Genomic DNA, 18,723 nt, shown 5'->3' on the forward strand with positions numbered 1-18,723 from the left:
CGGGCTTGACGGGCGCGCGAATTCGGCAGGCAATGCGGGGGCCCGAACGAGGAGGCTCCCCGCCATGTCGCGCGCCCGCAAACCCGATACGCTCCAATGCGGCGTCTGCCACCGGCACCTGCCGCGCCGGCAGCTGGTGGGTGTGGACTGGGTGCGCCCCAGCCTCGCCCGGGGGCTGGACGAGGCCCACCCCGGCTGGCGGGACACCGGCCATATCTGCGTTGCGGATCTCCAGGCCTTCCGTCGCGAAACGCTCGAGCAGATGATCCGGGCCGAGCGCGGCGCGCTCACCGCGCTCGATCGCGGCGTCGTCGAAACCCTGGCTCGCGACGGCACGGTCAGCAGCGATACCGAGGAAGCTTATACCGACAAGATCACCTTCGGGGACCGGCTCGCCGACCGCATGGCGCGCTTTGCCGGCTCGTGGACCTTCATCGTCTCGTTCCTCGTCATCCTCGCGGTCTGGATGGCGGTCAACGCCCTGCCCGAAGCCGGCGCGCCCTTCGATCCCTATCCCTTCATCCTGCTCAACCTCATCCTCTCCTGCGTCGCCGCGCTCCAGGCCCCGCTCATCATGATGAGCCAGCGCCGCGTCGAAGCCAAGGATCGCCTGCGCGCCCGCAACGACTACCAGGTCAACCTCAAGGCCGAACTCGAGATCCGGCACCTGCACGAAAAGATCGACCACCACCTGCTCAAGCAATGGGAACGCCTCGCCGAAATCCAGGACATCCAGCTCGAAATCATGGAAACCCTCTCCCGCGGCAAAGGGTGAGGGCCTCCCTAATGGCTGACGCGGGGCACGTAGTCGCCGCTGCCGCCGACGAGGAAATCGAGATCGGCGCCCGTATCGGCCTGCTGCACGTGCTCGACATAGAGCCGCTCCCAACCGCGCCCATAGGGCGAGACGAACGGGGCGAGCCGGGCACGGCGGCGCTCCAGTTCGTCCTCGGCGATATCGAGATGGAGCCTGCGGCCCGGCACGTCGAGCTCGATCATGTCACCGGTCTCGACCAGCGCCAGCGGACCGCCGGCGGCCGCCTCGGGCGCGACGTGCAGCACGACCGTGCCATAGGCGGTGCCGCTCATGCGCGCGTCAGATATCCGCACCATGTCGAGCACGCCCTTCTCGAGCATGACGCGAGGGATCGGCAGGTTGCCGATCTCGGCCATGCCCGGATACCCCTTGGGCCCGCAATTGCGCAGCACCAGCACCGTGGTCTCGTCGACGTCGAGATCGGGATCCTCTATCCGGGCCTTGAGATCATCGGGGCCATCGAACACCAGCGCCCGCCCGCGATGAACCATCAGATTCTCGGTTGCGGCCGAGGGCTTGATGACGGCCCCATCGGGCGCCAGATTGCCGCGGAGCACCGCGATGCCGCCCGCCGGCTTGAACGGGGTATCGAGCGGGAAGATGACGTCGCGATCATGCACCTCCGCCCCGCCGATCACCGCGCCCAGCGTGCGTCCGGTGACGGTCGTCGCCGAGAGATCGAGCCGGTCTGAAATCTCCGCGAGCACGGCCGGCACGCCGCCGGCATGGAAGAAATCCTCCATCAGATATTTGCCCGACGGCATCAGATTGGCGAGGCAGGGGATGTCGCGCCCGGCCGCGTCGAAATCGTCGAGCGTGAACTGAACCCCGAGCCGACCGGCCAACGCGAGCAGGTGAACGACCGCATTGGTCGATCCGCCAAGCGCCGCGTTGAGCCGGACGGCGTTGAGGAAGGCGGCGCGGGTCAGCACGTCCGACATGCGCTGCTTTTCGCGCACCATGGCGACGGCGCGGCGGCCCGCCTCGAAGGCCAGCGCCTGCCGGCGCGCATCGACGGCGGGTATCGCGCCGTTTTCGGGGAGGGCGATGCCGAGACCCTCGCAGAGGCTCGCCATGGTCGAGGCGGTGCCCATGGTCATGCAGGAACCCGCGCTGCGCGACATCGCGGCTTCCGCGGACATGAATTCATCGACGCTCATTTCCCCTGCGCGCACCGCTTCCTTGAAGCGGATGACGTCGGTGCCCGAGCCGATCTGGCGGCCCTTCCAGCGGCCCGAGAGCATGGGCCCGCCCGAAACGAGAATGGTCGGCAGATCAACGCTCGCCGCGCCCATCAGCGAAGCGGGCGTGGTCTTGTCGCAGCCCACCAGCAGCACCACGCCATCGAGCGGGTTGGAGCGGATCGAGGCTTCCACATCCATGCTGACGAGGTTGCGGAACAGCATGGTGGTGGGGCGCATGTTGGATTCCCCGAGCGACGTCACCGGGAATTCGAGCGGAAACCCGCCCGCCGCATAGACGCCGCGCCGCACGTGATCGGCCAGCATGCGCAGATGCCCGTTGCAGGGGGTGAGCTCGGACCAGGTGTTGCATATCCCGATCACGGGCTTGCCCTGGAACATGTCGGCGGTGTGGCCCTGGTTCTTCATCCAGCTGCGGTAGATGAAACCATAACTGTCCTGCCGGCCGAACCACTCGGCGCTGCGCAGCTTGTCCTTGTTGTCGTCGTCGTCTCGATCACTCATTGCGTTACTCCAGCCAAGGCAGGATCTGCCCGGTCACGACCACATGCTGGCCCTGGCGGACCTTGGCGCCCCAGGCCTGGGCGATGACGACGCCGTCTACCCCCGCCCGGGCGGGCCATGGGTCTTCGTCGACACGCTCGAAATCATGGATAAGCCCGACCACGGTACCGGCCGTCACGCGCGTGCCGCAGGCCATGAGCGGTTCGTAATGGCCCGAGACCGGAGCGCAGGTGAAGCAGGCGCGATCGACCATCGCGGCCTTGAGCTGGCTCCCGTCGGCATGGTGGGCGATGGGCGCGATCTCGCCGCGCATCTGACCGGTGTGGATGGCGGCGGCGCGCACGCCGTGTTTGCCATAGCGAACGCCCTCATGCTGCACCGCGGCGCCCCAACCGAGTTCGGTGCCGATGGTGATCTTGCCCAGGCGCTCCGCCTCGCTGGGCAGCAGGCCCGGCGTCTCGTTCTGGTAGACGATGACGAGCGGGGTGCCGAACCAGCGCGCCGTCTTCTCGATCAGCCGGCCCTGCGCGGGGTCCTCGATCGGATGAAAGCTCGTGCCCGGCGCAAAACGCGCGACATCGCCGCCCGCATGCAGATCGATCACCACATGCACGTGCGGCCAGATCGCGCTGCGCACGAAATCGGCAATGCGATGGGTGATCCGCCCGAGCGCGGGCACGCGCCCTGCCCCGTCAACGAAGGCGCGGTTAAGGTTCACTCCGTCGTCGAGCGTTGAATCCCGCGTGCCGGCGCGAAACGCGGCCGGGTTCAGCACCGGCACGAGAATGATGCGGCCCGTGACGTCGGCAGGATCGATCTCGCGCAGGAGATGGCGGATGACGACCGGGCCCTCGAACTCGTTGCCGTGGTTGGAGCCGAAGGCGACAAGCCCCTCGCCCGGCTTCGCGCCCGCGCCGACCATCACCGTCAGCGGGATCAGATGGTCGCCCCAGATGGAATCATGCTCGAGCGCGACGAGATAGTCGCGCCGCCCGGGGCTTTCGAGATCGAGTTCTGCCGGCTTGACGATCTGACGGGCCATTCCCTGTGTCCTCTGGCTCAGGCGGAAACGCGATGGGCGGCGATGAAATCGGTATCGACGCCTGCCCCGATCCCGGGCCCGTCGGGAATGGCGACCATCCCGTCCGCATCGAGCTTGAAGGGCGCAATCGCGATGCCCCCGGTCAGCCGGCTTTGGCTCACATTGAACTCGACGAATTTTGCGCGGGGGAGCGTGGCGATGAATTGCAGGCTGTAGGCCGTCAGCAGATGCGTTAGCCAGGAATGGGGCACGACATCGACATTGGCCTTTTCGGCCATTCTGGCTATCTGCACGGCCACGGTCAGCCCGCCACAGCGCGAGAGGTCGGGCTGGACGATATCCACGCACCCCTCGGAGATGAAGCGCTCGAACTCCCAAGCCGTTGCCAATTGCTCGCCCGCCGCGATCGGCACCGGGCTCATCGCGCGCACTTCGGCGTATTCGTCGAACCGTTCGGGGTGGATGAAGTCCTCGACCCAGCCGACATCATAGTCCCCGAGCCAGTCACAGAGCGCGAGGGCCTCGCGGCGGTTGCGCATGGGGCCGGGCTTGGTCCACCCCGCCGGATACCAGCCCGGATCGACCAGCAAATGCCGGTCGGGCCCCAGCGTGTCGCGGGCGGCGGCGACCAGTTCGCGGTCGCGGCCCGGATCCTCCCCGAACACGCCCCAGCCGAACTTGACGGCGCGAAACCCCTTGTCGACATAGCCCTGCGCAGCCTCGGCCATGCCCTCCGGCGTCGAGCGGAAGAGCGTCGAGGCATAGGCCATCACCCTGTCGCGCCGGCGCCCGCCGAGGAGCTGGGCGAGCGACAGGCCCGTCGCTTGCGCGCGGATCGACCAGAGGCAATTGTCGATGGCCGAAATGCACTGCATGGCGATGCCGCGGCGCCCGTAATAGGCGCTGCCGACATAGAGCTTGTCCCAGAGCCGCTCGACATCGAGCGGATCCTCGCCGACGAGGATATGCCCGAGCGTATGGAAGCCCAGCGTGCCCATGCCCTGCCCCGCGATGATGGCGACGGCGGCCGGCGCCAGCGTCTCGACATCGGCCCAGCCCTCCAGCCCCTCGTCGGTCCCGACGCGAACGAGCAATTGCCAGTCGCCATTGTCGGTGGCCTCGGCCCCGCTTGCAGGCGAGCCATAGCCTTGCTCGCCGCGGAGAAGGATGGGTTCGACTTCGGTGATGCGCATCGGCGTGTCCTCGTCAGCTCGGGCGCGGCGCGGGGCCGCCGGCGGTCAGTTCGGCGAAATGGCAGGCGACCTCGTGGCCGCTTTCGAGCGTGCGCAGCACCGGGTCATCGGTCTTGCAGACGTCCTGGGCGAGCGGGCAGCGCGGATGGAAATGGCAGCCCGATGGCGGGTTGAGCGGGCTCGGCATTTCCCCGCGCAGCCGGTTCCGCGTCTTGCGCAGCCGCGGATGGGGCACGGGGGCCGATGCCAGCAGCGCCTGGGTGTAGGGGTGACGGGGCGCCGCATAGATCGTCGTCTTGGGCGCCGTTTCGACGATGCGCCCCAGATACATCACCGCCACCCTGTCGGCGATGTGCCGGACGACCGCCAGATCGTGCCCGATGAAGAGATAGCTCATCCCCAGCTCTTCCTGCAGATCCTGCAGGAGGTTGATGATCTGGGCCTGCACCGAAACGTCGAGGGCCGAGACCGCCTCGTCGCAGATGACGAATTTGGGCTTGGGCGCGATGGCGCGGGCGATGCCGATGCGCTGGCGCTGTCCGCCCGAGAACTCGTGGGCGAAGCGCTGGGCGTGGCGGCGCGACAGTCCGACCTTTTCGAGAAGGTCCCCGGCATAAGTGCGCATCGCTGCACTGGGCCGCTCGCCCTGCGCATAGAGCGGCTCGAGGATGATGTCCTCGACGCTCATGCGCGGGTTCAGCGAGGCATGGGGGTCCTGGAAGATGATCTGGAGATCCTTGCGCGCCCGCCGGAGCGCCTGGGGCGCCATGGTGACGAGGTCGGCACCTTCGAAGCGCACCGCACCCGCCGTCGGGTCGATCAGTTGCAGGATCAGCCGCCCGGTGGTGGACTTGCCGCAGCCGCTCTCGCCGACCAGCGCCAGCGTCTCGCGATGCCCCACGCTGAACGACACATTGTCGACGGCGCGCACCAGGGGCCGCGAGCGGTCGAACCAGTTCTCGGACTTGAGCGCGAAGTGCTTGACCAGCCCCTCGACGGCGAGCAGTGGCTGGGTCATGTCGCGCCCTCGGTCTGCAGTTTCGGCGCAAGGATGCAGGCCGCCTTCTGGCCGTCGCCGAGCTCGAAAAGCGGCGGCTGGGCTGTCGTGCACTGCGCGATCGCCTTGTCGCAGCGCGGCGCGAAGAGGCACCCGGGCGGCAGGTCGGCGGGGTTGGGCATGCCGCCGCGAATGGTCGTCAGCCGGTGCGCCGTCTCGCCCATGTCGGGCGTGCTGCCGAGAAGCCCCTCGGTATAGGGGTGCTGGGGCCGGTCGAAGAGATCGAAGATGCCGGCCTCTTCCACCACCCGGCTGCAATACATGACGACGACCCGGTCGGCGATCTCGGCCATCACGCCCATATTGTGGGTGATCAGCACGATGGCGGTGCCGAAATCCTCCCGGAGCCCGTTGAGCAGGTCGAGCAATTGCGCCTGGATGGTCACGTCGAGCGCCGTGGTCGGCTCGTCGGCGATCAGCAGTTTCGGCGAAGACGAAAGCGCGATGGCGATCATCACGCGCTGGCGCATGCCGCCCGACATCTGGTGGGGATAATCGTCCAGCCTGCGGCGCGGGGACGGGATCCCGACCTTGTCGAGGAGCTCGGTCGCCCGGTCGCGCGCGGCTTTGAGGCTCATATGCTCGTGAGCGCGCACCGCTTCCACGATCTGGTCGCCCACGGTGAACACCGGATTGAGCGAGGTCATCGGCTCCTGGAAGATCATGCCCATCTCTTTGCCGCGCAACCCCCGCAGCTGGCGCTGCGGCAGGCCGACCAGATTTCGGCCGGCGAACGCGATCTCGCCCGAAACGCGGGCGTTGGGCGGCAGGAGGCCGATAATGGCGAGCGCGGTGACGCTCTTGCCCGAGCCGCTCTCGCCGACGATGCCGACCAGTTCGCGCGGCGCGACCGAAAAGTTCACATCGTTGACCGCGAGGACCTCGCCCTTGCCGGCGGGAAAGCCGATCGAGAGATTTCGGATGTCCAGAAGGGGCGCGCTCATCCCTGCTCCACTTTCATGCGCGGATCGAGCACGTCGCGCAGCCCGTCGCCGAGGAGGTTGAGCCCAAGCACGGTGATGGCGATGGCGAGCCCCGGAACGACCGTCAGCCACGCCGCCTCGCGCAGATAGGAACGCCCCTCCGAGATCAGAATGCCCCAACTCGGAACGGTCGGCGGCGCGCCGAGCCCGAGAAAGCTAAGGACGGCCTCGGAGAGAATGGCATAGGCGAATACGAAGCTCAGCTGCACGATCAGCGGGGCCATGCAATTGGGCAGGATGTGCCGCATGAGGATGCGGTAGTCGGTGGCGCCGGCCGCGCGCGCCGCCTGCACATAGTCGAGTTCACGCACGACGAGGATCGAGGCGCGCACGACACGCGCTGTGCGCGGAATATAGACCACCGCCAGCGCGATGATCGCGGTCACGGCCGATGGCCCCAGGGCCGCGGCGATGCCGATGGCGAGCAGCACGGCGGGAAAGGCCATCAGCGCATCGGCGATGCGCATCAGGATGTTGTCGAGCCGGCGATAATATCCCGCCAACGCCCCGAGCAGCACGCCGAACACGGCATTGAGCACGATCACGCAGAGCCCGATCCAGAGGCTGAGGCGGGCCCCATAGAGGACACGGCTCAGCATGTCGCGCCCAAGATTGTCCGTCCCCAGCGGAAACTGCAGCGAGGGCGGCTGGAACCGGTCGCGGATCGAGAGCGCGTTGGGGTCGAGCCGCGTGATCAGGGGCGCGAGGAGCGTCGCAAGGCAGATGAAGCCGAACAGCACGAACCCGAGCATGAAGGCCCGGTTGGCGAACATGCGCCGGACGAGCGCACGGGTGCGGAGAAAGCGCGGTGGGGCGGCGGCATCGGACAGGCTGGTCATCTACTTGCCGCCCGTCACGCGAATGCGCGGATCAAGGCTCGTATAGAGCACGTCAACGACGATGTTGAGCAGCAGCAGCGCTGCGGTGATGAAGAACAGCCCCCCCTGGATCATCGGATAGTCGCGGCTGGCGATGGCGTTGCCGAGCAGCGCGCCGATGCCGGGAATCCCGAAGATCGTCTCGATGACGATCGAGCCCGAGAGCAGCACCGAAAGGATGAGCCCGAGCACGGTGACCACGGGCATCATGACATTGGCCAGCGCATGCCGGCCGACCACGCGCCATTCCGATATCCCCTTGGCGCGCGCGGTGCGGATATAGTCCTGGCTCAGCACTTCGAGCATGGTCGAGCGCGTGATGCGCGTCAGCAGCCCCGCCTGCAGCAATGCCAGTGCGACGGCAGGCATGGTGGCGGTGCGGAACCAGCCGATCGGGTTCTGGGTGAAGGGCACGTAGCCTCCCGTCGGCAGCCAGCCCAGATGCACCGAGAACAGGACGATCATTACCAGCGCGAGCCAGAAATTGGGCAGCGACACCCCGATCAGTGCAAAGACGGTCGCCGCCTGGTCGATCCAGCGATTGTGGTTGAGCGCGGCGATGATGCCGGTCGCGAGCCCGAAGACGATGGTGAGGACCAGCGAATAGATGGCGATGCCGATCGTGATCGGCGAGCGCGCGAGGACCGCCTCGGTCACCGGAATGCCGAGCAGTAGCGAGCGCCCGAGATCGCCCTGAAAGAGATTGGCGTAGAAGGTCAGGATCTGGATGTGGAGCGGCTGGTCGAGCCCCAGATTTTCACGGATGCGCGCGAGGTCGGCGGGAGTGGCGGACGGTCCGCCGATGACGGTCGCCGCATCGCCGGGGATCAGGTGGATGATGCCGAAGGCGATGAGGCTGACGATGAGCAGGATCGGTATGGCCTGCAGGAGCCGGCTGATCGTGTATCCAATCACGCGCGCACCTTTCGCTCGGGTGTCGAGAGGCAGGGCCGGCCCGAGCCGGCCCCTCCTGGTCTGCCGGCCGCAGCCGGCCGCTATGCGCTATTGCGCGAACCACACGTTCGAGACACGGGTGTTGTAGAAGGGCACGAACCCTTCCACCTCGGTGCGGATCCCCTGGGCGTTCGACATGATCCCGAAGGGAATGGCCATCACCTCTTCGAAGGCGATCTCCTGTGCCCGGGCGAACGCCTCGCGCCGCTCTTCGATGGTTTCACCCGCCTCGATGGCATCGAAAGCGGCATTGAAGTCCGGATCGCCGACGTTGTCGACGGGCTTGTAGACATTGTTGGGGTCGGCGAGATTGCGGAGCGAAGTCGGCCCGCCCTGGGCGGTCACCGTTGCCCAGAACGTGTAGAAGAAATTCCAGCCCTGGGTCTCCTGCTCGCTCGTGGCCAGCGCGGTCGGCCAATCGAGCACGCGCAGTTCGGCATTCATGCCGGCAGCCTGCAATTGCGCGGCCATCACGAGCGCGCTGTTGTACATGCTGGGGAATTGCTGATTGGTCAGCAGCACGATCGGTTCGTTGTTGTAGCCGGCCTCGGCCAGCAGTTCGCGCGCGCGATCGGGATCGGCCTGGTTGTAGAATTCTTCGCCCGCGGTCGAGTAATAGCCCTGTCCGGGGAACTGGAACGAGGCGTTGAGTTCATATGCGCCGTCTGTTGCGGCCTCCATGATCTCTTCCATGTCGAGGGCCGCAAGCATGGCCTGGCGCACGAGACGATTGTCGGTCGGGGGTGCGGACCAGTTGGGATAGCCGATATTGAGCGCAAAGTTCTGAAGCCGCAGGAGTTCGACGCCCTCGGTGTTGGCCAGACGCTCCTGGGAGACGGTCGGCACGTTCTCGGCGATATGGATTTCGCCGGTTTCGAGCGCTGCCATGCGGGCGCCGGGCTCGGTGAGCATCCGGAAGGTCACGGTATCCACGCAGGCCTGCTTGCGCCCGGCGAAGCCGGAAAGCTCCGGAAGCGTCTCGTTGGGGACGTAGCCGTCATAACGCGCGAGCCGGACATGGCTGTCGGGCACGAACTCGACGAATTCGAACGGGCCCGTCCCGATCGGATCGATCTGGCCGGCCGGCTTGGCGGCCTCCTCGGCGGGCATGATGACGATCGGGACGGTGTAGGAGGAGAGGCTTTCGAGGAAGGTCGGCTGGACCCGGACCAGCGTGATGACGAATGTCATGTCGTCCGGGGCTTCCCAGCCCTCCACCACATCGAGGCTGGCGCGGTTGATGCCGACGTCGCGATAGCGGTCGAAGGAGGCCAGCACATCCGCGGAGGTCAGCGGCTTGCCGTTGTGGAAGCTCACGCCTTCGCGCAGGGTAAAGGTATATGTCAGCCCATCGTCGCTGACCGAGATGGTGTCGGCCAGGTCGGCGACCGGGTTCATCTCCTCGTCGCGGATGACGAGGGTCTCGAAGATGTTCATGGCCACGTTGCGGGTGGCCGAAGAGGTGTTGGTGTGCTGGTCGAGCGAGGACATGCTCGCTTCCATTCCCACGATCAGGTCGCCACCCGTTGCGGGGCAGTTGAAGGCGTCCTGCGCGAGGGCGCTGGTGCCGCACAGCAGGGCACACGCTGTGAACGCCGCGAGCGACAGAGGCAGTTTTCCGGTAGGCAGCAGCATCATAAATCTCCCTGGGTCTGGTTTGACGGACGCATAACGAGGCAGAATCTGGACGGTGCACCGGGGCCGCGCGATGGGGCTCCCCGGACGCTGCTTGTGGAAACGGGCGCCAGATCGGCGCCCGCCTCTAGAGAATGCCGTACTCCTTGTAGACATCGGCGAGTTTCCGCCCGGCCATGAGGGCCGAGCGGGTGTCGTGCTCGCCCTTGAGCTTCTCATGGGCGGCCGCGGCAACTTCGGCCTCGATGGCCTGCGGGATGACGATGAGCCCGTCGACGTCGCCAAAGAGGATATCGCCGGGACGGATCAAGACGCCCGCGCATTCGACGGGCACGTCGATCGCGATCACCTGCCCGCGCCCCTTGCTGTCGAGCGGACCGATCCCGCCGGCAAAGACCGGGAACTTGAGTTCGCGGATGTCGCGCACATCCCGCACGAGCCCGTCCATCAGCGCGCCCGCAGCCCCGTTGAGCTGCGAGGCGGTGCTCAAGAGCCCGCCCCAGGGCGCGATCCGCCCCGTCCCGCCGCAGGCGCAGACCGCCACGTCGTCCTTGCCGAGACTGTCGACGAGGTCGATCTCGAGCTCGTAGGGGTTGTAGTCGTCGCCCGGGCGCTCATAGACATCGACGTAAAGCATGGTGCGTGCGCGCCCCACCATGGTGAGATTTTCATCGAGCGGGCGGATATGGGGCGGCAGGGCCTGTTTCATGTAGCCGAGCCCGTCGAGCACGTCCGAGATCAGCGCAGTGAAAAAATGCGCCCGCATCTCCGCCACCAGGTCCCGTTCCTTGCCTGCACCGTCCTCTTGGGTCATCGCGCGCCTCTCCGCTTTATCGTTAAATCGAGCCTAGCGTCGTTTCCCTTCCCCCGTCAAGCGGCCGCCCGTTTCGCAATCGCGCCGAATGCACTAGCGTCCGCGCATTGTCGCTGCCGCCCTCCATATCCGGATCCTTCCCATGCGCCTCTCCGCCTGCCTCGAAATGCTTTTCGTCCCCGAAAGCGCCGACTTCCTTCCCCGCATCGCCCTCGCGCACGAAGCCGGCTTCCGCCATTTCGAGTTCTGGCGCTGGACCAACAAGAGCATCGAGGGGATCGAGGCCATGCTCGAAAGCACCGGCATGAGCGTCGCGGGCCTCCTCGCCGAGCCCACCATTCCGCTGACCGACCGGGACAATCACGAGCGCTTTCTGGCCGGCCTCGACCAGGGCATCGCGATTGCAAGCCGCCTCGGCGCGCCGATGCTCATCGCCCAGGCCGGCAACGGGCTCGAGGGCGAGAGCCGCGAGGCCCAGGCCGACGCGCTCGTCGACTGCCTTCGTGCGGCGGCCGACCGGCTCGCGGGCACCGGCATCGTCCTTGCGCTCGAGCCGCTCAATACGCGCCTCGATCACCCGGGGCATTTCCTCTTTTCGACGACCGAGGGTCTCGACCTCGTCGATCGGGTGGGGCGGCCCGAAATCCGCCTCCTCTACGACATCTACCACTCCGCCATGATGGGGGAGCGCATGGAGGAGGTGCTGGCAGGCCGCATCGACCGCATCGCCCATGTGCACCTCGCCGATGCCCCCGGCCGGCACGAGCCGGGCAGCGGCGAGATTGACTGGCGCGCCGCCCTCGCCTTCCTCGATAGCGCCGGCTATGGCGGCCTCGTCGGGCTCGAATACCGCCCCACGGGCAGCACAATCGAAAGCCTTCGCCCCTTCCTTCCGACCCCCGCCCCGGCCGCTTGACGCGCGAGCGGGCCGGGCACGGGCGGGTTCGCCCGCGCCCGGCGTTCGGTCAGTGGGTGCGGCCCGAGCCCCCGATGGCGATGATGTTGAAGGGCGCGCCGCCGACGGCGATCTCGCCTTCGGGCACGAAGGTCTCGGCGTCAACCCGCAGCACGCGGCCTTCACGCGGATCGGTGAGGTAGATCGCCTCGCCCGCCACCGCGATGCGCGGCCGCGGATCGCTCCAATGGCCGTCCATCGAATAGGGCTCGGTGAGCGACAGGCTCTCGAGGATCGTCCCCGCGATCACGTCGAGCCGGTGCAATTGCCCGTCCTCGGTCGCCACATAGGCAAAGCGCGGCCGCACCGGATCGACGGTGAAATGCACGCGCCGCGCCGGCAGCGCCAGATGGCGGAACGCGTCCGCTTCGGTCGGGTCGATGAGGACGAGCCCCGAAGCCCCGTAATTGCCGAGGAAATACTGGAGCCCCCTGCCCCCGAGCAGCGTCGTCGCCTTGCCCTCGGGAAGCGTCTCGGCATAGGGCAGATGCGTGATCCGGGGCGCGCTGCCCCCGGCGCTCGCAACCAGAAGCCCGGTCTCGCAGGCAAAGGCGACGAGCGTGCCCGATTTCGCCTCGCCGTGAAGTTCGGGGCATGGGGCGATCTCGCCCACGCGATTGCCGTCGCGGTCGAGCGCGGCGATGCCGACAGGAAGGTTCGTGGGGTCCTCGGGATGGGGCACCGAGACGAGGTCGTGGGCGCCGAACGGCACGACGACGCCGTGATGGGGCACGCCCGCATCGACCGTGCGCAACCCCGCCTCTCCGCTCAGCGCCTCGGCATCCGAAAAGAGCCGCGCGAGGCCCTCATCGTCGAAGAACGCCGCCCAGACCCCGCCATGCTCGACGAAATGGACGGGGTTCTCCCCTTCGACCTCAAAGCCCGTCAGCCGCGGCGGGGAGAGGACGAGATCGGCATGGTCCCCATGATCCTCGACCGCGATCCCCGAGGCGATCGCCGTCACCCTGCCGGCCCGGCCCTGAACCGCATAGACCGTGCGGCCGGTCTCGCCGGCGTAGAGGCTCGCCGGCGCCGAGAGGGGCAGCGTCTCGATCACCGCCCCGGCCTCGGCGTCGATCACGCTGAGCACCGGTTCGGCATGGTCGGAAACGAAAAGGCGCCAGGCCGCGGCGCCGTCATCGGCACGGGCGGATCCGAGCGCCAGCCCGAGAAGGGCGAGCGCGAGCCCGAAGGAACGAGGGGTCATCATGTCATCCTGAATGGTATTACATTACATCACGAGAGCGAGGAGCGCCCGTGTGTGGACGCCGAGTCACCCGCTGCACGTAATGTAATTACATAACAAGTTGCGCGACGCAATGGGTCTCCGTCGGCCGATCCGCATTTCACCGGGCAGCGTCCCCCGAACGGGGGCTGGACGTGCTGCGCCCGGTCGCCATCGTGCTCCCGGAGATCTTCAGGGGAGAACCAGACGATGAAAGCCGGAACCGCGATCATGGCGCTCTGCGCCCTCGGCCTAATGTCCGGCGCCGCGACGGCCGAAAGCGCGGTCGTGCCGCCGCCGCACCCGCTGGCCGAGGGTCTGTCCCAGGATGCGCTTGCCCGGCTCTATTGCGCGCAGGCGCTTTTCGAGCGGGCGATCAGCCTCCCCGATGACGTGCCCGACACGCGCCGCGAGCGCGGCGACCTCCTCGCGCGTCAGGCCCAGTTGCTCGCCGAAGGGCAGGAGGGCCTCCGTACCGATGGCGCCACGATCGGGGTGCGCTATGCGCTTTCGGCCCATTACCGGGAGGTCCTGCGTGCCGGATTGGTGCCGGACCATGAGAGCCTCACCCCACTCGTTGCGGCCTGCCTCGCCCAATTCCCCGATCCGGGCCTTCCCGCCGGCGCCACCCCGCCCCCTGCACCCGTTCAGACCCCCGCTCCCAGCTTCACCGAGGCGGCCCTGCCCGATCCGCTCACGGGCTATCTCGCCTGGGTCGACCGGGACTGGCCTTCGGCCAATGCCGTCTGGGCGCCCCGCGCGCAATGGGGGGATCACGAAGCGTCCTTCCAGCTCGCCGAAGCCTTTCTCGAGGGCCTGGGCGTCCCGCCCGACCGGGCGACCGGGCTCGACCATTTGCGGGATGCGGCGCGCCGTGGCCACAAGGAGGCCCAGTATCGGCTGGCCGAGGAACTCGCCGCCGACGATCCCGAGGGGCTTTATCGCGAAGAGGCCGTTGCATGGCTTGCCGAGGCTGCCGCATCTTCCCATGCCCCGGCGCGCTATCGGCTCGGGCTTGCCGCCCATAACGGGGTCGGCATGCCTGCAGATCCCGAGGCCGCCCGTCACTGGCTGGGCCTTGCCGCCGAACAGGGCTATCGCTTTGCCGAAGAGGCGCTCGATCTTCTCGATTATGGCGTGCCCGTCACCGTCGCCGCGCGGCGGGCCCGCTTCGAGGAGGCGCGCGCCTTGATGGCGCGTCCGGATCGGGGCCCCGCCGCCCGGATCCTTCAGACCCTCGCCGAAACCGGGCATGTCGAGGCCCAGTATGAGCTCGGCGGGCTCAACTTCACCGGCAATGGCGTGCCGCGCGACCTCGAGGCCGCGGAGCGCTGGCTCGGGGCCGCCCTCAAGCAGGGCGATCTGCGCGGGCGCTATCCGCTCGTCCTCATCGCGCTCGACCGGGCCGGGCTGAAACCGCTGTGAAGATACGACCCGACAGGCCGAGCATGAAGGGGCGCCATGTCCGCCTCGGCACCTCCATTTTCCTCAGCGCCTGCCTTCTCATCGCTACGCCGGCACCGGGCATGGATGACGCAACGGCACAGCTGCCTACGCCCGATGTCCATCTCGATTGCGCGGCCACCTACCGGGCCCTCAGCGTCGGGCTCCCCTATCTGCCCGGCATTTTCGTCATGTTCACCGCCGCTCCACGCAGCGGTCAGGCTCAGGGGACCTATTCGAAGACGACGCCGCGGGACCAGCGGCTCGAGGGCGATGCGCTGCGCGAGGAGATCAACCGCCGCTACGCCGCCCGCATGGCGATGCTCGCCGCCGACCCCGCCGAGATCGACAAGATCATTGCCGATACCCATGCCTGTGACGCCCTTTACGGGCACGAGCCGGTCTGGCTTGATCTCGAGGACGCGGCCGGACAATGAGCGAGGGGGGCGAAACCGGTCGTCTTGCCCATCGCTTTCGTCCCCTCCCGCTCGGGCGGGTGCGGGTGGCGTGGCTCGAGGGCCGCATGCTCCACTGGCGGATCGGCAGGACCCAACGGCGGGCGCCGCTCGCCAGCATCGCCGCCATCCATCGCGACCATCCCGAAGCCGGCCGGCCGTGGACGACGACCATACGCTTTGCTGATGGGCGGACCCTCATCCTCTCGGACCGCTACTGGCATGGCTGGGGGCGTGATGAGCGGCACCGCATCGGCACGATGACGACGCGGAAGCCAACCCTCGACGCCCTGACGGCAACCCTCGCCATCCGTACCCTGCGGGCCAACCCCGAGGTCGTCTTGTCCGAAGGCCTGGCACCGGACATCCGGACATGCGCAAGGATCGCACTCCTCCTCGCATCCGGCCTCGGTATCGGCGCTCTGATTGTGCTCGCGCTTTTGCCCGGGCTGGCCCTGCCAGCCCTCCTCGCGCTCGCCATCGCATCGGTGCTGGGCGTCGATGCCTATGATCGTGCCGCAGCGCCCGACCCTGCCCCGCTGATGCTGCCGGCCAAGGGAATGCGACGCCGAAACGACGACGCGCCCTGAGCTACCAGTTGGCGATGCGCCCGTCGGGCAGGATCGCATCGAGGGCCGGGATCTCTTCCTGCTTGAAGGGGTAGCGCGCGGCGACGGTCTCGTCGATCTCGATGCCGAGCCCCGGCGCGGTCGGCACGCCCCAGACGCCATTGTCCATATCGAGCGGATAGGTCTCGGTGCAGATGTCGCGGAACCAGGGGACGAGCCCCACGGCTTCTTCCTGGATGACGAAATTGGGCGTCGCAAGGTCGAAATGGAGCGCGACCGCGCCCGCGACCGGACCCATCGGATTGTGCGGGGCGACGCCCATATGCGCCGCCTCGGCGATCGCCGCGATCCGGCGTCCGCCCGAAAGCCCGCCGCAATGGGCGAGGTCGGGTTGGATATAGGCAACGGCGCGCGTCTCGGCGATCTCGGCGAATTCGCGCGAGGTGAAAAGCCGCTCGCCGGTCGCGAGCGGGCAATCGACGCGCCGGGCGAGATCGGCCATGGCGGGGGCATCGCCGGGCTGGATCGCCTCCTCGATGAAGAGCGGGCGGATCGGCGCGATGACGTCGATATAGGCTTTGGCCGCATCGATGGAATCGGGCCGGCCATGGAAATCGGTCATGATCTCGATCCCGTCCCCGACCCGCTCGCGCACGGCGGTGGCGAGCTTTTCGACGTGCCGGACCTCGGGCAGCGGCGCGTCATAGCCGGTATAGGGGATGAAGCCGAGCTTGATGGCGTTGTAGCCCATCTCGACGGTTTCCTGCACCGCGTCGCAGAAGGCGGAAATATCGCTCGTGGGCACCTGCGCGCCGATCTCGGCGCGCCGCAGATGGGTATAGACGCGCACATGGTCGCGCACGCGCCCGCCCAGCAATTCGTGCACCGGCACCCCGAGCGCCTTGCCCTTGATGTCCCAGAGCGCCTGCTCGATGCCCGAAACCGCGGTGAGCCCGATCGCGCCAAGCGGCCAGAAGCTGAAGCCGGTCATGCGCGCCACGATGTGCTCGATGCGTGCGGGGTCTTCGCCGACGACGAAGGGCGCGAGATCCTCGATTGTCGCACAGACCGCGCGGGTCTTCCATTCGAGCGTCGCCTCGCCCCAGCCATGAAGCCCAGGCTGGTCGGTCAGGACCTTGACGAAGATCCAGTTGCGGTGGATCGCGTTCACGACGACCGTCTGGACGGCAGTAATCTTCAATTGAGCCTCACTCAGGAATTGAGAACGTTAGGCAGCCAGGTCGAGATTTCCGGGACGAGGCAGAGGATGACGACGGCGACGAGCTGCGCCAGAAGGAACGGGATCAACGCCCGCAGCAGCGGCAGCATGCGGATATTGCCCACCCGCATGACCACGAAGAGCACGACGCCGACCGGCGGGGTGACGAGCCCGATGGCGAGCGTCACCATCACCACCATGCTCGCCTGCAGCGGATCGATGCCGAGCGTGATGACCGCCGGCATGATCAGCGGCATGAAGATGAGGATCGCCGCGCCGATGTCGAGGAAGGTCCCCAGGATCAGCATCAGCACCGCGATGGCGAGGAGGAAGTAGAGCGGCTGACCCTCGAAGAGCAGCGCCGCCTCGCGCACGAAGCCCGAAATGCCGAGGAGATTCAGCGCATAGGAGAGAACCGTCGCCGCCGCCACGAGCAGATAGATGGTGGCCGAGGTGCGCGCGGCACGCATGAAGGCGCGCCAGAGCCCGGCCATGTCCATCTTGCGGAAGACCACCATGGAGAGAAAGATCGCATAGGCGACCGCGATCCCGCCGCCTTCGGTGGCGGTATAGGCGCCGAGCACCATGCCCCCCACGATGATCAGCGGCAGGGTCGCGACCGCGAGCCCCTCCACGATCATCCGCACCCGCGATTCCCCGCTCTGGGTAACGCGCGGCTTGGGCAGCCGGCCCCTCAGCGCATCCACGAACACCACGGCCGCGCAGGCGAGCCCGAGCAGCAGCCCCGGCCCGACGCCGGCAAGGAACAGGTCGATGATCGAAACCCCGGTCACCGCGCCGATGAGGATGGCGAGGCCCGAGGGCGGGATGATCGGTCCGATGATCGAGGACGCGACCGTTACCGCCGCCGCATAGGGGCGGGTGTAGCCTTCCTTGGGCATCTCCTCCATGAAGACGCGCCCGAGCGCCGCGGCGTCGGCAACCGCCGAGCCCGAGATCCCAGCGAACATCACCGAGGTGCCGATATTCGCGTAGGCGGTGCCGCCACGCAGCCAGCGCGTGGCGCCCGACGCGATGGCGATGAGCCGCGATGTGATGCCGCCCTGGCTCATGATCTCGGCGGCGAGGATGTAGAAGGGGACCGCAAGAAAGACGAAGCTGTCGACGCCGGTGAACAGCCGCGTCGTCACGATCGAGAAGGGAATGTTGGCGACCCACACCCCGACGAGCCCGGCAAGCCCGAGCGAAAAGGCGACGGGAACCCCAACGAGGAGCAGGCCGAGCCCGGCAATGGCAACCCAGATCATGCCTCTTCTCCGGACGCTTCGGGTATGGCGCGATGCTCGTCGAAGGCGCCGAACCAGGAGAGCGCGATCTGCACGAGGATGAGGAAGGCGCCGACCGGCAGCGCCATGTAGGGATAGATCATCGGGATGCCCGAGGCGGGCGCGACCTGGCCGGCATTGCGCAGCGCCAGGGGCCAGCCATAGAACATCACGACCACGCAGAAGATGCCGCCGACCGAATAGAGGGCGGACCGCACGAGCAGCGCCCGGCGGGGCGCGACCATGTTCTCGAGCGTCTCCACGCCCATATGCTCCACCCGGTAGATGGCGGCGACCGAGCCCAGCATCATCAGCCAGATCATCAGGTACCGCATCACCTCCTCGGTCCAGCTGAAGCCGACGCTGAACGCGTAGCGGCCGACGACCTGGGTGAGGTTGAGCGCGGTGACGGTGATGAGCAGGAGCGTCGCGAGCGTCTCGGTGGTCCGGGCGAGCAGCAGCGCCGCCCGCTTGGCAAGAGCCTGCATGGAA

At 67.5% G+C, this 18,723-nt stretch carries 18 protein-coding genes; 5 read left to right on the forward strand and 13 right to left on the reverse strand.

Annotation, left to right across the window (positions count from 1 at the left end; all coding sequences use genetic code 11):
* The first annotated feature begins 64 nt into the window (after positions 1-64).
* Positions 65-775, forward strand: a complete 711-nt coding sequence (locus EMQ25_RS11110; protein ID WP_127188636.1) for a DUF1003 domain-containing protein — start codon at positions 65-67, stop codon at positions 773-775.
* Between the two features lie 8 nt (positions 776-783).
* Here the strand turns inward: EMQ25_RS11110 and EMQ25_RS11115 are convergent, their stop codons facing one another.
* The 9 genes from EMQ25_RS11115 to EMQ25_RS11155 form a co-directional block, all read right to left on the reverse strand.
* Positions 784-2,523: an IlvD/Edd family dehydratase gene (locus tag EMQ25_RS11115; RefSeq protein ID WP_127188637.1), complete on the reverse strand. Its 1,740-nt coding sequence runs from the start codon at positions 2,521-2,523 to the stop codon at positions 784-786.
* A gap of 4 nt (positions 2,524-2,527) precedes the next feature.
* Positions 2,528-3,565, reverse strand: a complete 1,038-nt coding sequence (locus EMQ25_RS11120) for a succinylglutamate desuccinylase/aspartoacylase family protein (protein ID WP_127188638.1) — start codon at positions 3,563-3,565, stop codon at positions 2,528-2,530.
* Between the two features lie 17 nt (positions 3,566-3,582).
* On the reverse strand, positions 3,583-4,758 hold the full coding sequence (locus EMQ25_RS11125; RefSeq protein WP_127188639.1) for a mandelate racemase/muconate lactonizing enzyme family protein: 1,176 nt from the start codon (positions 4,756-4,758) through the stop codon (positions 3,583-3,585).
* Positions 4,759-4,771: 13 nt separating this feature from the next.
* Entirely contained in the window at positions 4,772-5,776 is a 1,005-nt protein-coding gene (locus EMQ25_RS11130) for an ABC transporter ATP-binding protein (protein ID WP_127188640.1), read from the reverse strand.
* Positions 5,773-6,759: an ABC transporter ATP-binding protein gene (locus tag EMQ25_RS11135; protein ID WP_127188641.1), complete on the reverse strand. Its 987-nt coding sequence runs from the start codon at positions 6,757-6,759 to the stop codon at positions 5,773-5,775. The genes EMQ25_RS11130 and EMQ25_RS11135 overlap by 4 nt, the downstream gene beginning before the upstream one ends.
* Entirely contained in the window at positions 6,756-7,637 is an 882-nt protein-coding gene (locus EMQ25_RS11140; protein WP_127188642.1) for an ABC transporter permease, read from the reverse strand. The genes EMQ25_RS11135 and EMQ25_RS11140 overlap by 4 nt, the downstream gene beginning before the upstream one ends.
* A complete protein-coding gene (locus EMQ25_RS11145) occupies positions 7,638-8,591 on the reverse strand; it encodes an ABC transporter permease (protein WP_127188643.1) in 954 nt (317 codons plus the stop codon).
* 87 nt (positions 8,592-8,678) lie between these two features.
* On the reverse strand, positions 8,679-10,265 hold the full coding sequence (locus EMQ25_RS11150) for an ABC transporter substrate-binding protein (protein WP_158626054.1): 1,587 nt from the start codon (positions 10,263-10,265) through the stop codon (positions 8,679-8,681).
* A gap of 127 nt (positions 10,266-10,392) precedes the next feature.
* Positions 10,393-11,079 (reverse strand): RraA family protein, encoded by a 687-nt coding sequence (locus EMQ25_RS11155; protein WP_204569974.1) that lies wholly within the window; start codon positions 11,077-11,079, stop codon positions 10,393-10,395.
* Between the two features lie 142 nt (positions 11,080-11,221).
* Here EMQ25_RS11155 and EMQ25_RS11160 point away from each other — a divergent pair, with 142 nt between their 5' ends.
* On the forward strand, positions 11,222-11,995 hold the full coding sequence (locus tag EMQ25_RS11160; protein ID WP_127188645.1) for a hydroxypyruvate isomerase family protein: 774 nt from the start codon (positions 11,222-11,224) through the stop codon (positions 11,993-11,995).
* Positions 11,996-12,044: 49 nt separating this feature from the next.
* Here the strand turns inward: EMQ25_RS11160 and EMQ25_RS11165 are convergent, their stop codons facing one another.
* Positions 12,045-13,241, reverse strand: coding sequence for a metallochaperone AztD (locus EMQ25_RS11165; protein ID WP_127188646.1), 1,197 nt, complete (start codon positions 13,239-13,241; stop codon positions 12,045-12,047).
* Positions 13,242-13,469: 228 nt separating this feature from the next.
* Here EMQ25_RS11165 and EMQ25_RS11170 point away from each other — a divergent pair, with 228 nt between their 5' ends.
* The 3 genes from EMQ25_RS11170 to EMQ25_RS11180 are packed head-to-tail and all read left to right on the forward strand — an operon-like array spanning position 13,470 to position 15,747.
* Entirely contained in the window at positions 13,470-14,684 is a 1,215-nt protein-coding gene (locus EMQ25_RS11170) for a tetratricopeptide repeat protein (RefSeq protein WP_127188647.1), read from the forward strand.
* Positions 14,685-14,707: 23 nt separating this feature from the next.
* The gene (locus tag EMQ25_RS11175; RefSeq protein ID WP_127188648.1) at positions 14,708-15,139 is read left to right on the forward strand and encodes a hypothetical protein; all 432 of its coding nucleotides are present in this window, start codon (positions 14,708-14,710) and stop codon (positions 15,137-15,139) included.
* On the forward strand, positions 15,136-15,747 hold the full coding sequence (locus EMQ25_RS11180; RefSeq protein ID WP_127188649.1) for a hypothetical protein: 612 nt from the start codon (positions 15,136-15,138) through the stop codon (positions 15,745-15,747). Before EMQ25_RS11175 ends, EMQ25_RS11180 begins: the two co-directional genes overlap by 4 nt.
* Before the next feature lies 1 nt (position 15,748).
* On the opposite strand, the gene dgoD is transcribed toward EMQ25_RS11180, so the two are convergent.
* The 3 genes from dgoD to EMQ25_RS11195 are packed head-to-tail and all read right to left on the reverse strand — an operon-like array spanning position 15,749 to position 18,719.
* On the reverse strand, positions 15,749-16,927 hold the full coding sequence (gene dgoD, locus EMQ25_RS11185) for a galactonate dehydratase (RefSeq protein WP_127188650.1): 1,179 nt from the start codon (positions 16,925-16,927) through the stop codon (positions 15,749-15,751).
* A gap of 11 nt (positions 16,928-16,938) precedes the next feature.
* Complete coding sequence (locus EMQ25_RS11190) at positions 16,939-18,213, reverse strand: TRAP transporter large permease (protein ID WP_127188651.1); 1,275 nt, start codon at positions 18,211-18,213, stop codon at positions 16,939-16,941.
* Positions 18,210-18,719, reverse strand: a complete 510-nt coding sequence (locus EMQ25_RS11195; protein ID WP_127188652.1) for a TRAP transporter small permease — start codon at positions 18,717-18,719, stop codon at positions 18,210-18,212. The genes EMQ25_RS11190 and EMQ25_RS11195 overlap by 4 nt, the downstream gene beginning before the upstream one ends.
* Positions 18,720-18,723: the final 4 nt, after the last annotated feature.

The organism is Arsenicitalea aurantiaca (assembly GCF_003994485.1).
Taxonomy (GTDB): Bacteria; Pseudomonadota; Alphaproteobacteria; order Rhizobiales; family Devosiaceae; genus Arsenicitalea; species Arsenicitalea aurantiaca.

What these genes read in the sequence shown, in the direction of transcription:
- EMQ25_RS11130 (WP_127188640.1), bottom strand. Translation starts at nt 5,776, where the DNA reads ATGACCCAGCCACTGCTCGCCGTCGAGGGGCTGGTCAAGCACTTCGCG.
- EMQ25_RS11170 (WP_127188647.1), top strand. Translation starts at nt 13,470, where the DNA reads ATGAAAGCCGGAACCGCGATCATGGCGCTCTGCGCCCTCGGCCTAATG.
- EMQ25_RS11120 (WP_127188638.1), bottom strand. Translation starts at nt 3,565, where the DNA reads ATGGCCCGTCAGATCGTCAAGCCGGCAGAACTCGATCTCGAAAGCCCC.
- EMQ25_RS11110 (WP_127188636.1), top strand. Translation starts at nt 65, where the DNA reads ATGTCGCGCGCCCGCAAACCCGATACGCTCCAATGCGGCGTCTGCCAC.
- EMQ25_RS11150 (WP_158626054.1), bottom strand. Translation starts at nt 10,265, where the DNA reads ATGCTGCTGCCTACCGGAAAACTGCCTCTGTCGCTCGCGGCGTTCACA.
- EMQ25_RS11160 (WP_127188645.1), top strand. Translation starts at nt 11,222, where the DNA reads ATGCGCCTCTCCGCCTGCCTCGAAATGCTTTTCGTCCCCGAAAGCGCC.
- EMQ25_RS11195 (WP_127188652.1), bottom strand. Translation starts at nt 18,719, where the DNA reads ATGCAGGCTCTTGCCAAGCGGGCGGCGCTGCTGCTCGCCCGGACCACC.
- EMQ25_RS11165 (WP_127188646.1), bottom strand. Translation starts at nt 13,241, where the DNA reads ATGACCCCTCGTTCCTTCGGGCTCGCGCTCGCCCTTCTCGGGCTGGCG.
- EMQ25_RS11175 (WP_127188648.1), top strand. Translation starts at nt 14,708, where the DNA reads ATGAAGGGGCGCCATGTCCGCCTCGGCACCTCCATTTTCCTCAGCGCC.
- EMQ25_RS11155 (WP_204569974.1), bottom strand. Translation starts at nt 11,079, where the DNA reads ATGACCCAAGAGGACGGTGCAGGCAAGGAACGGGACCTGGTGGCGGAG.
- EMQ25_RS11125 (WP_127188639.1), bottom strand. Translation starts at nt 4,758, where the DNA reads ATGCGCATCACCGAAGTCGAACCCATCCTTCTCCGCGGCGAGCAAGGC.
- EMQ25_RS11135 (WP_127188641.1), bottom strand. Translation starts at nt 6,759, where the DNA reads ATGAGCGCGCCCCTTCTGGACATCCGAAATCTCTCGATCGGCTTTCCC.
- EMQ25_RS11180 (WP_127188649.1), top strand. Translation starts at nt 15,136, where the DNA reads ATGAGCGAGGGGGGCGAAACCGGTCGTCTTGCCCATCGCTTTCGTCCC.
- EMQ25_RS11190 (WP_127188651.1), bottom strand. Translation starts at nt 18,213, where the DNA reads ATGATCTGGGTTGCCATTGCCGGGCTCGGCCTGCTCCTCGTTGGGGTT.
- EMQ25_RS11140 (WP_127188642.1), bottom strand. Translation starts at nt 7,637, where the DNA reads ATGACCAGCCTGTCCGATGCCGCCGCCCCACCGCGCTTTCTCCGCACC.
- EMQ25_RS11115 (WP_127188637.1), bottom strand. Translation starts at nt 2,523, where the DNA reads ATGAGTGATCGAGACGACGACGACAACAAGGACAAGCTGCGCAGCGCC.